Genomic DNA, 12,233 nt, shown 5'->3' with positions numbered 1-12,233 from the left:
ATAGCCCGGCTATTGGCAAGAAAAGCAACGCAGCGGACCGCCCGAGCCCGCGCTATCACGGACCGCAGGGAGTTATGCAGGACATCCCTAGGAGTCTGCGTGGCAGAAGGAGCAGCGGCTGCAACGCATTGCAAACGCATGCAACGGGCGGTGAAAGCCTGCAACGCCCGCCTTGCAAATGCGCCGGTGCGCGCCCACCTGTGCCAGCATCACTGCCCTGCATGCCCATGATCCCACGAGCCCTCGCCTTGCCCATGACCCCCTCTGAACGTCCGATGCACCCTCGCACCGGCAGAGCCCCGACCGCACGCTGGGTTTTGCTGGGAGGGGCGCTGGCGCTGGCCAGCGCCGCCGCCGTGGCCCAGGCGCCCGCAGGCGGCGGCGCCCACCCCTCTGCGGCGCAGGCCCCGGGCACGCCCCCGGCCGTCGCCTCCGGAGAGCCGGGGCTCACCAAGGGCGAGATCAAGGCGCAGCGCGAGTTCAAGATGCTCGACTTCAACAGCGACGGCAAGCTGAGCCGCGCGGAAGTGAAGCTCTTTCCGCGCCTGGCCGCCGCGTTCGACGATGCCGACACCGATGGAGACGGCTATGTGTCGTATGAGGAGGTGCGGGCCTTTGCCGCCAAGTACCGCGCCGAGCGCGACCGACAGAAGGCAGAGCAAGCTGCGGAAGGCACGGGAAGCACGGGACGAAGTGGAAACGCAAGCGTAGGCGCCGCGCCCGCCGCGTCTCGCCAATAGCCAGATGGCCTGGTGTGTCAGCCATCGGGAAGGGCGCTACGAGAACTTGGCCCACCCCCCTGCAGCGCGACGCGCCGTTGAAAATGGGATAAAAAACGCCCTCAGCGCTTATCCATCAACCCCATTTAGCTATCATTTTTGCAGCAATCAAACCGTTTGACCGTTTGATACTGTGCCCCGGCAGGCATGCCGAACTGCGGGCTCACCGGCGCAGCGCAAGCGCCATCACAGGCCGCCCGTGCGCTTGACCTTGGGGTCGGTATAGGTCAAGGGTTCGTTCTTGGCCTGCTGGGCCAGGCGCTCCTGCAGGGTCATCTTGTTGACTTCCTGGGCCGCCTCGATGGCGCTGCCGCTGGCCCGCCACATGGACTGGATGAACTCCAGCAACTGCTTGTACAAGGGCTCTTTCGGGGGTTCCGGCGGCTCTTCCACCGTCTCCTTCTTCTTCACTTCGGTCCAGTCGCGGTTCTGCGTGTCCGGTGCCGAAGGCTTCTCGGGCGTCTTCACGATGGCACCGTCGCCCAGGCGGTCCATGGACTCGACAGGGTTGGCCGCATTGACAGGCCGAACCGGTGGCGCACCCGAGGCGCCAGTGGAATACAAATCAGCGCCCTGAGGACGCCAATTTGGCGATCGATCGACAGGTGGCATTTGCATGGCAGCGGCCCTGTGGGTGGATGAAAGGGGTGGAATGTGGACGCTTTTTCAGCGTCTTCGTACTCCATAACGGCAAAAAGAAGGGGAAATTTAGGTCTTTTTGCGGGATTGGCTGAATTTAAGGGTTTTCACTGACCTTTGGCCAGCAATTCGCCCAGAAAACCACTGTCAGACCGCACCAATTCCGCCTCGACGCGGCCCATTGAACCTGTGGGTGCATTCAAACAACGCCGCGTGGAATGACGCACAACCGCAGAGCTGTGGTTTTCAAGTTGCACCCGCGGCCGCAAATCCGCACAAACGACGGATACCAGCAGCGCCGCGCGCAATGCCGTGCGGGGCGCCGAGCGTCAGAACGCTTAAAGAAAGCGTTCGAGAAGCTTGCGGGACTGGCGGTCCAGCGCCTGGGTGTCGCGCACGCGGAACTGCAGGCCGCCGTCCGCAGCGATCAGCAGATGGGTGCGGCTGCCCAGGCGCCGGATGTCTTCTTCGCCCTTGAGCACGAGGCGCGCCGGGCCCCGGTCGGTCTCCACCTGCCAGGTGCTGGGGGTGGAAAAGCTGGAAACGGCAACGATCTTTTCGATGGCAGGCACGAACTCGCGCGCCTGCAGCTCTTCCTCGATCAGCTGGCGCGCGGGGCCTGCGAGTGCGTCGAGTTGCGGCACCCACAGCAGTTCGTGCCCGTCGGTGCCGACCAGCGAGAGCCCCTCGCCGGGCGCTGCGATGGGAAAGGCGCGCACAGGCGTCACGCCCTCGTGCACCGTGGCGTCAGGCAGCGTCAGCACCAGGCGGCCGTGGGCGTTGCGCTCAAGCTGGAACGAGGATGGAACTGCGGGCGAAGAAGCGGCGTCGGTCATGGCGAAAGCATTCATGGGTTGCCAGCAGGGTGGGCCGGGTGCAGCAGGCTGCTGTCGATGATGACGCCCGCGGCCTGCGCATCTTCTTCGGCGCGGCGCGCCTGGGCTTCATACAGGCGCCAATAGGCACCCTGCTTGTCCATCAGGGCGTCGTGCGGCCCCACTTCCACCACTTCGCCACGGTCCATCACCACCAGCCGGTCGGCCTTGCGCAGGGTGGACAGGCGGTGCGCGATCGCAATCGTCGTGCGGCCCTGCACCAGGTTGTCCAGCGCCTTCTGGATCTCCTTTTCCGTCTCGGTGTCCACGGCCGAGGTGGCCTCGTCCAGGATCAGGATGCGCGGGTCGATCAGCAGCGCGCGCGCAATCGAGATGCGCTGGCGCTCGCCGCCCGAAAGGCCCTGGCCGCGCTCGCCCACCAGCGAGTCATAGCCGTGCGGCAGGCGCAGGATGAACTCGTGGGCGTGCGCGGCGCGGGCCGCCGCGACGATCTCCTCGCGCGTGGCCTCGGGCTTGCCGTAGGCGATGTTCTCAGCAATGGTGCCGAAGAACAGGAAGGGCTCCTGCAGCACCAGGCCAATATGGCGGCGGTAGTCGGCCACGGCAAAGCGGCGGATGTCGATGCCGTCGACCTGGATGGAGCCGTCGCTCACGTCGTAGAAGCGGCTGATCAGGTTGACCAGCGTGCTCTTGCCCGAGCCGCTGTGGCCCACCAGGCCGATCATCTCGCCAGGGCGGATGTCCAGGTCCAGCCGCTTGATCACCGCGCGGCTGCCGTATCGGAACCCCACCCCCTGCATGCTGATGGCGCCTTGCACCTTGTCCACCTGCACGGGCTGGGCGGGGTCGGGCACATTGCTCACATGGTCCAGGATGTCAAAGATGCGCTTGGCGCCGGCCGCGGCCTTCTGCGTGACCGACACGATGCGGCTCATCGAGTCGAGCCGGCCGTAGAACCGCCCGATGTAGGCGATGAAGGCGGTGAGCACGCCCACGGTGATCTGGCTTTGCGACACCAGCCAGATGCCGAAGCCCCACACCACCAGCAGCCCGATTTCGGTGAGCAGCGAGACGGTGGGCGTGAACAGGCTCCAGGTCTTGTTGAGCTTGTCGTTGACTTCCAGGTTGTGCTGGTTGGCGTCGCGGAAGCGCTTGGCTTCGCGCTTCTCCTGCGCGAAGGCCTTCACCACGCGGATGCCCGGGATGGTGTCGGCCAGCACGTTGGTCACCTCGCCCCAGACGCGGTCGATCTTCTCGAACCCGGTGCGCAGGCGGTCGCGCACGGTGTGGATCATCCAGCCGATGAAGGGCAGCGGCACCAGGGTGACCAGCGCCAGCCAGGGGTTGATGGAGAACAGGATGGCCGCCGTCATGACGATCATCAGCACGTCGGTGACGAAGTCGAGCGCATGCAGCGAGAGGAACACGTTGATGCGGTCGGTCTCCGACCCGATGCGCGCCATCAGGTCGCCCGTGCGCTTGCCACCAAAGTAGTCGAGCGACAGCCGCAGCAGGTGCTCATAGGTGGTGGTGCGCAAATCGGCGCCGATGCGCTCGGACACCAGGGCCAGAATGTAGGTGCGCGCCCAGCTCAGCCCCCAGGCCAGCAGGGCTGACAGCAGAAGGCCGCCCAGGTACAGCATCACCAGCGATGGGTCGATCTTCTGCCCGTTCTGGAACGGAATCAGGATGTCGTCCATCAGCGGAATGGTGAGGTAGGGCGGCACCAGCGTGGCGGCGGTGGATGCCAGCGTGAGCGCAAAGCCTGCGGCCAGCTGCTTGCGATACGGCCGGGCAAAGCGCCACAGGCGCAGCAGCACCCAGGTCGACGTCTGCGGGGGCTGCGCGCGCGCGCAGGCAGGGCATTCTTCCGTATCGGGTGGCAGCGGGGTGTGGCAGGCGGGGCACACCGGCTCGTCGTCATCGCTGGCCGCGTTGCCAGCGCCCAGGGCCGTCTGCTGCTCGAAGCGCTGCACAAGCCGCAGTGCTTGCGGATGATGGGCCAGCGTGAAGCGCCACAGCGCCTCCCGCGCCGCGGGGCTGTGCAGTTCCAGCGCCCCGACTCCGCCGTGGTCATGCAGGCGCAGCGCCAGGCCATGGCCCAGGGGCCAGGCGCGCCATGCCGTGGTGCCGGCGTCGCAGGCCAGCAGACGCTCCGAGGTCACCACCACCCAGCCCTCGGCAAACCGCAGTGCGGCGCTCAGGTCAACCTGCAGTGCGGCCAGCACGTTCTCTTGGGGTGCGAGCATGGCCCGCAGATCAGCCCCCTGGGGGCTGGCAAAGACACCCGAGGCGTCCACAGAATGGTGATGTTGCATTATTGGTTGGTTATACCGCCCACAGCGGCGGGTGCCGGCCCGGTCCGCGCAAACGCGAATTCTCCCCGATCCGTCCTGCATCCCATGCCGCAGGGCATCCGCCCCTAACGCCAAAGCCCGGTTTTCGGCTGACATCTGCCGGAACGCCTCCGTCTGGCGCACAATCTCCGGCGACTTCTTCCACGGCATTGGCGCTGACCGGCGCAGGCCACCCTACCGCTGCAATCCATGGCGAAATTCAACGATATCCAACTGCTTCGCATCAATTACCTGCGGGGACCCAACATCTGGACCTACCGCCCCGTGCTGGAAGTCTGGCTTGATCTGGGCGATCTGGAGGACCACCCCTCGCACAGCCTGCCCGGCTTCAACGACCGCCTCACCGCATGGCTGCCCGCCCTCATCGAGCACCACTGCGGCGTGGGCGAGCGCGGCGGCTTCCTGCAGCGGCTGGAAGAAGGCACCTGGTGCGGCCATGTGCTCGAGCACATCGTGATCGAGCTGCTCAACCTGGCCGGCATGCCCACGGGCTTTGGGCAGACGCGCTCTACCTCCCAGCGCGGCGTGTACCGCATGGTGTTCCGTGCGCGCGACGAAAGCGTGGCGCGCGTGGCGCTGGCCCAGGGCCACGCACTCATCATGGCGGCCATCAACGACGAGCCCTTTGACGTGGCCGCTGCCGTGGCCCGCGTGCGCACCGAGGTGGACGACCAGTACCTCGGCCCCAGCACGGCCTGCATCGTCACCGCCGCCACCGACCGGGGCATTCCCCACATCCGCCTGAACGACGGCAACCTGGTGCAGCTGGGCTATGGCGCCAGCCAGCGCCGCATCTGGACGGCCGAGACCGAATACACCAGTGCCATCGCCGAAGGCATCGCCAGCGACAAGGATCTGACCAAGACGCTGCTCAAGTCGTGCGGCGTCCCCATTCCCGAAGGGCAAGTCGTCAACAGTCCGGAAGAAGCCTGGGAAGCCGCACAGGACATTGGCCTGCCCGTGGTGGTCAAGCCCTCCGACGGCAACCACGGCCGCGGCGTGACGCTGGACCTGCGCAAGCAGGAAGACATCGAGGCCGCCTACCACGTGGCCTACCCCGAGGGCAGCGATGTGATGGTCGAGCGCTTCATTCCGGGCGACGAACACCGCCTTCTGGTGGTGGGCGGCAAGGTGGTGGCCGCCGCACGGGGCGAGGTGGTCAGCATCACGGGCAATGGGCGCAACACCGTGAAGGAGCTCATCGACAGCCAGCTCAACGCCGACCCGCGTCGCGGTTATGAGGAGGAGTACCCGCTGGAGATCATCGACATCGCGACCAACTCCAAGGTGCAGCTTGAACTGCAGCGCCAGGACCTTGACGCAGACGCAGTGCCCGCCGCCGGCCGACAGGTCGTCATTGAGCGCAACGGCAACGTGGCCGTGGACTGCACGGACGACGTGCACCCCGAAGTGGCCTACATCGCCCAGCTGGCGGCCAAGGTGGTGGGCCTGGACATCGCCGGCATCGACATGGTGGCGCAGGACATCTCCAAGCCTTTGCACACGCAGGGCGGCGCGATCGTGGAAGTGAACGCCGGCCCCGGCCTGCTCATGCACCTGAAACCCGCCGTGGGCGCTCCCCGCCCCGTGGGCCAGGCGATCGTCGAACACCTGTTCCCCAGCGACGACAGCGACGATGCCGGCCAGGCGGGCCGCATTCCGCTGGTGGGCGTGGCCGGTACGCGCAACACCTCCACCGTCACCCGGCTGGTGGGCTGGCTGCTGCACCTGGGCGGGCACCACACGGGCCTGGCCTGCAGCGAGGGCCTGTTCCTGGACCGCCGCTGCGTGGACACGGCCGACTGTGCGCACTGGGAAGCATCGCACCGCCTGCTGATGAACAAGATGGTGCAGGCCGCCGTCATCGAAAGCAACGCACGCACCATCCTGCGCGACGGCCTGGCCTATGACCGCTGCCTGGTGGGCGTGGTGACCGACATGGACGGCGTGCAGACGCTGGCCGAGTTCGACGTGCACGAGCAGGACCAGATGACCAAGGTCATGCGCACGCAAGTGGACGTGGTGCTGTCGGAAGGCGCCGCCGTGCTCAACGCGGCCATTGCGCAGGTGGCCGACCTGGCCCCGCTGTCGGACGGCGCCGTGGTGCTGTACGCGCAGGACGGTACGCTGCCCGTGATCGCCGAGCACCGCGCCACCGACAACGGCCGCGCCGTGTTCGTGAAGAACGGCCGCGTAGTGCTGGCCACGGGCAGCGCCGAGCACGTGCTGGGCGCGCTGGCCGACCTGACCTTCGGGCGCAACGCCGTGGCGCCCGACACCGATGCGCTGCTGGCCGCCATCGGCGCCGCATGGGCGCTCGACATCGCGCCGGACCTGATCGGCGCCGGCATCAAGACCTTTGAGCCCGACCTGCCCGCCCCCGTGGGGCTGCCCACGTGATCTGCTGCCAACGGAACAAGCCCCGGCACCACGGCACGCACTGAATCGACAGACCGACCCCAGAAAGACACCCATGGATGTATCCCGCACCCGGGCCCTGCGCGGCCCCAACCTGTGGAGCCGCCACATGGCCATCGAGGCCGTTGTGTCCTGCGCTGAATCCGAACGCGCGATGGCGCAGATCGATGGCTTCGAAGCGCGGCTGCGCGCCCTCTTCCCCGCCGTCGGCGTGCTGCACCCCGAGGGCGGCGACACCGACGTCTCGCTGGCCCATGTGCTGCAGGCTGCCGCACTGGCCCTGCAGGCCCAGGCGGGCTGCCCGGTCACGTTTGCCCGCACCGCCGCCACGCGCGACGCAGGCGTGTACCAGGTCATCGTCGAATACAGCGAGGAAACCGTGGGCCGCAAGGCGTTTGAATATGCGCAGCAACTCATCGCCGCCGCGCAGGGCAGCGGCAGCTTCGATGCCGACGCCGTGATCGCCGAGCTGCGCGAGCTGGACGAAGACGAGCGCCTGGGCCCCAGCACCGGCTCCATCGTCGAAGCCGCCGTGGCGCGCGGCATTCCTTACCGCCGCCTCACGCGCGGCAGCCTGGTGCAGTTTGGCTGGGGCTCGCGGCAGCGCCGCATCCAGGCGGCCGAGGTCGACTCCACCAGCGCCGTGGCCGAATCCATCGGCCAGGACAAGGACCTGACCAAACGCCTGCTGCACGCCGCCGGCGTGCCGGTGCCGCTGGGCAAACCCGTGGAGACCGTGGCAGAAGCCTGGAACGTGGCGCTGCAGGTGGGCCTGCCCGTGGTGGTCAAGCCCCAGGACGGCAACCAGGGCAAGGGCGTGACGGTGAACATCACCGACCGCCCCCAGCTCGAAGAAGCCTACCGCAACGCCGCCGAGTACGGCACCGTGATGGTCGAGCGCTTTCTGCCCGGCCATGACTTCCGCCTGCTGGTGGTGGGCGACCAGTTGGTGGCCGCCGCGCGCCGCGAGCCGCCCCAGGTGCTGGGCGACGGCCAGCACACGGTGCGCGAGCTGGTCGAGCTCGTCAACCTCGACCCGCGCCGGGGCGAAGGCCATGCCACGTCCCTCACCAAGATCCGGCTCGACGACATCGCCATCGCCCGCCTGGCCGTGCAAGAACTCACGCCCGACGCCGTGCCCGCCAAGGGCCAGCGCGTCATCCTGCGCAACAACGCCAACCTGTCCACCGGCGGCACCGCCACCGACGTAACCGACGACGTGCACCCCGAAGTGGCCGCGCGCGCCGTGGCCGCGGCCCAGATGGTGGGCCTGCACATCTGCGGCGTGGACATGGTGGCCGAGACCGTGCTGCGCCCGCTGGAAGAGCAAGGCGGCGGCTTTGTCGAAGTGAACGCCGCCCCCGGCCTGCGCATGCACCTGGCACCCAGCTATGGCAAGCCGCGCAACGTGGGCCAGGCCATGGTCGACAAGCTGTATGCCTCGGGCGACGACGGCCGCATCCCCACCGTGGCCGTGACCGGCACCAACGGCAAGACCACCACCGCGCGCCTCATCGCCCACCTGTTCACGGCCCAGGGCCTGCGCGTGGGCATGACCAACACCGACGGCGTGTATGTGAACGGCCGGCAGATCGACAGCGGCGACTGCAGCGGCCCCAAGAGCGCCCGCAACGTGCTGCTGCACCCCGAGGTGGACGCTGCCGTGTTCGAGACCGCGCGCGGCGGCATCCTGCGCGAAGGCCTGGGCTTTGACCGCTGCTCGGTGGCCGTGGTTACCAACATCGGCGCGGGCGACCACCTGGGCATGAACTACATCGACACCGTGGAAGACCTCGCCGTGGTCAAGCGCGTGATCGTGCAGAACGTGGCGCCCACCGGCTATGGCGTGCTCAACGCCGCCGACCCTGTGGTGGCCGCCATGGCGCCGTCCTGCCCGGGCAAGATCATCTACTTTGCGCTGGACCGCCACCACCCCGTGATGGCCACGCACCGCGCCCAGGGCCACCGCACCGTGTATGTGGATGGCGAGACCATCGTGGCGTCCGAAGGCTCGTGGCGCGAGACCATCCAGCTGCGCGACGTGCCGATCACGCGCAACGGCAAGATCGGCTTCCAGGTCGAGAACGTGATGGCCGCCGTGGCTGCCGCCTGGGGCGTGGACATGCCGTGGCAGACCATCCGCCGCGGCCTGTCGGGCTTCGTCAACGACAGCGACAACGCCCCCGGCCGCTTCAACATCATGGACTACCGGGGTGCCACCGTGATCGCCGACTACGGCCACAACCCCGACGCCATGCGCGCCCTGGTGCAGGCCGTGGACGCCCTGCCCGCCAAGCGCCGCAGCGTGGTCATCAGCGGCGCGGGCGACCGCCGCGACGAAGACATCCGCGAGCAGACCGTCATTCTGGGCGCCGCGTTCGACGAGGTCATCCTGTACCAGGACGCCGCCCAGCGTGGCCGCGCCGATGGCGAGGTGATGAACCTGCTGCGCGAGGGCCTGGCCGGTGCGCCGCGCACCACCCATGTCGAGGAAATTCGCGGCGAGTTCATCGCCATCGACACCGCGCTGGCACGCCTGCAGCCCGGCGACCTGTGCCTGGTGCTGGTGGACCAGGTGGAAGAAGCCCTGGCCCACCTGGCCCAGCGCTGCACCGAAGGCGAGGCCACAGCATGACCCGGACCCTGCCACTGCTGCTGCAACGGCCGCTTCGGCCCGCCACCCGTGCGGCCCTGGCGGCCACCCTGGCGCTGACGGGCCTGGCGGCCCACGCCGCCGGCGAAAAGATCGGTTCCGTGGACACCGCCTTCCAGTGGATCGGCCGCGACCACGACATCATCGTGGAGGCCTACGACGACCCCGGGGTGCAGGGCGTGACCTGCTACGTCTCGCGCGCCCGCGTGGGCGGCATCAAGGGCACGCTGGGCCTGGCCGAGGACCGCGCCGAAGCCTCCATCGCCTGCCGCCAGGTGGGGCCCATCAGCTTCCCCGAGCCGCTCAAGAAGCAGGAAGAAGTGTTCAGCGAACGCATGTCCATCCTGTTCAAGCGCCTGCGCATCGTGCGCATGGTCGACCCGGCGCGCAACGCGCTGGTCTACCTCACGTACTCCGAAAAGCTCATCGACGGATCGCCCCAGAACAGCGTGACCGCCGTGCCGGTCGACCGCGCCACGGCCATCCCGCTGCGCAAGTGAACCCTTCAGCGGACGAACGAGCAATCGAACGCACGGACTGGCGCTCGGACGGACGCACGGACTGGCGACGGGCTGACAAGGCCGGGCATCAAAAGCAAAACGGGGCCAAGGCCCCTTTTGTTTTTTGCATGAAAATTGCCTTCAGCGCTTATCCATCAAGCGCCAACAGCTATCAAATTGATAGTATTCAAGCCTGGCTGGCCAACTGCCGCAGCGCCTGCTCGAACACCTCGACGGGCTGCCCGCCCTGGATCAGGTGCCGCTCGTTCACGATGATGGCCGGCACCGAATGGATGCCGTGCTGCAGATAGAACTGCTCCCGCTCACGCACCTCGTCGGCATAGCGGCCCGAGGCCAACACCTCGCGCGCCTCGGCCCCATCCAGCCCCACCTCGCCTGCCACCTGCACCAGCACCTCGTGGTTGCTCGGGTCCTGCCCGTCGGTGAAATAGGCCTTGAACAGCGCTTTCTTCAGCGCGGGCTGCAGGCCCTTTTCTTCGGCCCAGTGCAGCAGCCGGTGGGCGTCAAACGTGTTGTAGATGCGGCTGCGCTTGCCCTTGCCAAAGGTGAAGCCCAACTCGGCGCCGCGCGCTGCAATCGCCTCGCGCGTGCGTTCCAGCTGTTCGGGCGTGGAACCATACTTTTCGTGCAGATGCTCGTTGATCTCCTGCCCCTCCGGGCCCATCTGCGGGTTCAGCTCAAACGGCTGGAAATGCAGGTCCAGCGCGACTTCGCCCTGCAGCCGGTCCGCCGCCTGCTCCAGCGCCTTGAGGCCGATGATGCACCAGGGGCAGGAGACATCGGAGACGAAATCGATTTTGAGGGTGGTGGGCATGGGAGGGTTCCTGCGGGCAAAGACCGCATGGTAGGCGGGGTGGGTTAACCGTGGGGATGGCGGGCTTAATGGTGCAGCGAAGGGGGATTTCGGCCCAACGCGGACATGTTGCCAGAGGCATCCCACGCGGAGTAATGCGCACGGCGACTACAGGAAACAGCTCACGATTGGCCGTCCTGAACCTCTCCGCTACCGGAGTCCATTGGGAGACCCGGATGGTTGTGCCAGTCGCACGCACCGCAGCTGAGAAAGTAATCGCCATCTGGCGGAATGTCGATGTCGAAGAAGGTTCGGATATTTCGTGAGCGACAAGAGGGGCACTCTTCTGCTCCTCCCGTTCTCAGGCGTCCGAGAAGTTGGATGAACGTGCGAAGCGTGGCCTCGCAGCCACCTATCGCAATCTCCGTTGAAACTCGGTCCGCACTCCGTGAGTGCGTTAGCCAGTTCACGAGCTGCCATGTTTCTTTCGCGTGGCTCTTGAGGTACTGGCGTAGACGCTCGTTACTTCCGCCGCCGCAAAGGACATTCAATAGCGCATCCGACCAGGCAACGAAGTTGGCGATTTGCGGAACTTCCACGTCTTGAGGCAAGACAACCCTTCGGTGCACTGCGGTAGTGAGCGAGATCAATCCCTCACGTAGAAGCATTCCGATTGTCTGCAAGTCCTCAACTTCAATTGCGTGCCCAAAACGCTCGCCCGCTTGCTCGAATCTTCTCAAGACCTCGTCGAAGGGTGTCGGGTCGTTCCCATCGGGCGAGCCGGAGCGGCTGCGAACTCTCGCCATCAGTCCAACATGGAACGAAAGGGTGTAGTCCAAGCTTGGAAAGTGCTGCTGCGAATATAGGTTCGTTGGGTTCGTGACGACCCACCACCTGCCTTGGTCAGTAGTCACGTCCCATATCTCATAGGGGTCGCCCATCACGACCTCGCGCTTTACTCGCTCTACATGACTGACGACTTCGTCACGAGCTTGACTATGGACATAGTCGGCAATGTCTTGCTCGGCGAACGGATCGCGCTCGACTGAGTAGCGACGAAGGAGTTCCGCGGGAATCGGATGATCAGGCGGTAGTACGCAGGCATCCTCTGCGTCCAAGAGTGCATTCGGCTTCAAGTTTTCGGCAGTCATCTTGGCTTCCCTAGAGATTGACCATTATGAGTCGGTCGGGCAATGCGTCCTCTTGTACGGGAGCTACTTGCACCGACGCCTGCTTC

The 12,233-nt window shown here is 66.5% G+C and carries 9 protein-coding genes; 4 read left to right on the top strand and 5 right to left on the bottom strand.

Annotated features, from left to right (window positions below; genetic code table 11):
* The first annotated feature begins 254 nt into the window (after positions 1 to 254).
* Positions 255 to 740 carry an EF-hand domain-containing protein gene (locus ACOQFS_RS22120; protein ID WP_421564957.1) on the top strand — a complete coding sequence of 162 codons (486 nt, stop codon included), beginning with the start codon at positions 255 to 257 and terminating at the stop codon, positions 738 to 740.
* A gap of 225 nt (positions 741 to 965) precedes the next feature.
* Here ACOQFS_RS22120 and ACOQFS_RS22115 read toward each other — a convergent pair whose 3' ends face one another.
* From ACOQFS_RS22115 to ACOQFS_RS22105, 3 genes are all read right to left on the bottom strand, one after another.
* A complete protein-coding gene (locus tag ACOQFS_RS22115; RefSeq protein ID WP_421564956.1) occupies positions 966 to 1,397 on the bottom strand; it encodes a hypothetical protein in 432 nt (143 codons plus the stop codon).
* Between the two features lie 359 nt (positions 1,398 to 1,756).
* Positions 1,757 to 2,269: a DUF1854 domain-containing protein gene (locus ACOQFS_RS22110; protein WP_421564955.1), complete on the bottom strand. Its 513-nt coding sequence runs from the start codon at positions 2,267 to 2,269 to the stop codon at positions 1,757 to 1,759.
* A complete protein-coding gene (locus tag ACOQFS_RS22105) occupies positions 2,266 to 4,572 on the bottom strand; it encodes an ABC transporter ATP-binding protein (protein WP_421564954.1) in 2,307 nt (768 codons plus the stop codon). Before ACOQFS_RS22105 ends, ACOQFS_RS22110 begins: the two co-directional genes overlap by 4 nt.
* Positions 4,573 to 4,800: 228 nt before the next feature.
* Here ACOQFS_RS22105 and cphA (ACOQFS_RS22100) point away from each other — a divergent pair, with 228 nt between their 5' ends.
* The 3 genes from cphA (ACOQFS_RS22100) to ACOQFS_RS22090 all read left to right on the top strand — a co-directional run bounded on the left by cphA (ACOQFS_RS22100) (position 4,801) and on the right by ACOQFS_RS22090 (position 10,182).
* Positions 4,801 to 7,011: a cyanophycin synthetase gene (gene cphA, locus ACOQFS_RS22100; RefSeq protein WP_421564953.1), complete on the top strand. Its 2,211-nt coding sequence runs from the start codon at positions 4,801 to 4,803 to the stop codon at positions 7,009 to 7,011.
* Positions 7,012 to 7,084: 73 nt separating this feature from the next.
* Positions 7,085 to 9,664: a cyanophycin synthetase gene (gene cphA, locus ACOQFS_RS22095; RefSeq protein WP_421564952.1), complete on the top strand. Its 2,580-nt coding sequence runs from the start codon at positions 7,085 to 7,087 to the stop codon at positions 9,662 to 9,664.
* Entirely contained in the window at positions 9,661 to 10,182 is a 522-nt protein-coding gene (locus ACOQFS_RS22090) for a CreA family protein (RefSeq protein ID WP_421564951.1), read from the top strand. The genes cphA (ACOQFS_RS22095) and ACOQFS_RS22090 overlap by 4 nt, the downstream gene beginning before the upstream one ends.
* 187 nt (positions 10,183 to 10,369) lie before the next feature.
* Here the strand turns inward: ACOQFS_RS22090 and ACOQFS_RS22085 are convergent, their stop codons facing one another.
* Positions 10,370 to 11,017, bottom strand: a complete 648-nt coding sequence (locus ACOQFS_RS22085; RefSeq protein WP_421564950.1) for a DsbA family oxidoreductase — start codon at positions 11,015 to 11,017, stop codon at positions 10,370 to 10,372.
* 161 nt (positions 11,018 to 11,178) lie between these two features.
* Entirely contained in the window at positions 11,179 to 12,147 is a 969-nt protein-coding gene (locus tag ACOQFS_RS22080) for a hypothetical protein (RefSeq protein ID WP_421564949.1), read from the bottom strand.
* Between the last annotated feature and the right edge of the window lie 86 nt (positions 12,148 to 12,233).

Origin of the sequence: Paracidovorax sp. MALMAid1276, from assembly GCF_049198005.1 — a bacterium.
Taxonomy (GTDB): Bacteria; Pseudomonadota; Gammaproteobacteria; order Burkholderiales; family Burkholderiaceae_C; genus Acidovorax.
Note: the sequence above shows the minus strand (reverse complement) of the source record. Positions and strands in the feature narration are given on the sequence as shown.

What these genes read in the sequence shown, in the direction of transcription:
- ACOQFS_RS22120 (WP_421564957.1), top strand. Translation starts at nt 255, where the DNA reads ATGACCCCCTCTGAACGTCCGATGCACCCTCGCACCGGCAGAGCCCCG.
- cphA (WP_421564952.1), top strand. Translation starts at nt 7,085, where the DNA reads ATGGATGTATCCCGCACCCGGGCCCTGCGCGGCCCCAACCTGTGGAGC.
- cphA (WP_421564953.1), top strand. Translation starts at nt 4,801, where the DNA reads ATGGCGAAATTCAACGATATCCAACTGCTTCGCATCAATTACCTGCGG.
- ACOQFS_RS22105 (WP_421564954.1), bottom strand. Translation starts at nt 4,572, where the DNA reads ATGCAACATCACCATTCTGTGGACGCCTCGGGTGTCTTTGCCAGCCCC.
- ACOQFS_RS22115 (WP_421564956.1), bottom strand. Translation starts at nt 1,397, where the DNA reads ATGCAAATGCCACCTGTCGATCGATCGCCAAATTGGCGTCCTCAGGGC.
- ACOQFS_RS22110 (WP_421564955.1), bottom strand. Translation starts at nt 2,269, where the DNA reads ATGAATGCTTTCGCCATGACCGACGCCGCTTCTTCGCCCGCAGTTCCA.
- ACOQFS_RS22090 (WP_421564951.1), top strand. Translation starts at nt 9,661, where the DNA reads ATGACCCGGACCCTGCCACTGCTGCTGCAACGGCCGCTTCGGCCCGCC.
- ACOQFS_RS22080 (WP_421564949.1), bottom strand. Translation starts at nt 12,147, where the DNA reads ATGACTGCCGAAAACTTGAAGCCGAATGCACTCTTGGACGCAGAGGAT.
- ACOQFS_RS22085 (WP_421564950.1), bottom strand. Translation starts at nt 11,017, where the DNA reads ATGCCCACCACCCTCAAAATCGATTTCGTCTCCGATGTCTCCTGCCCC.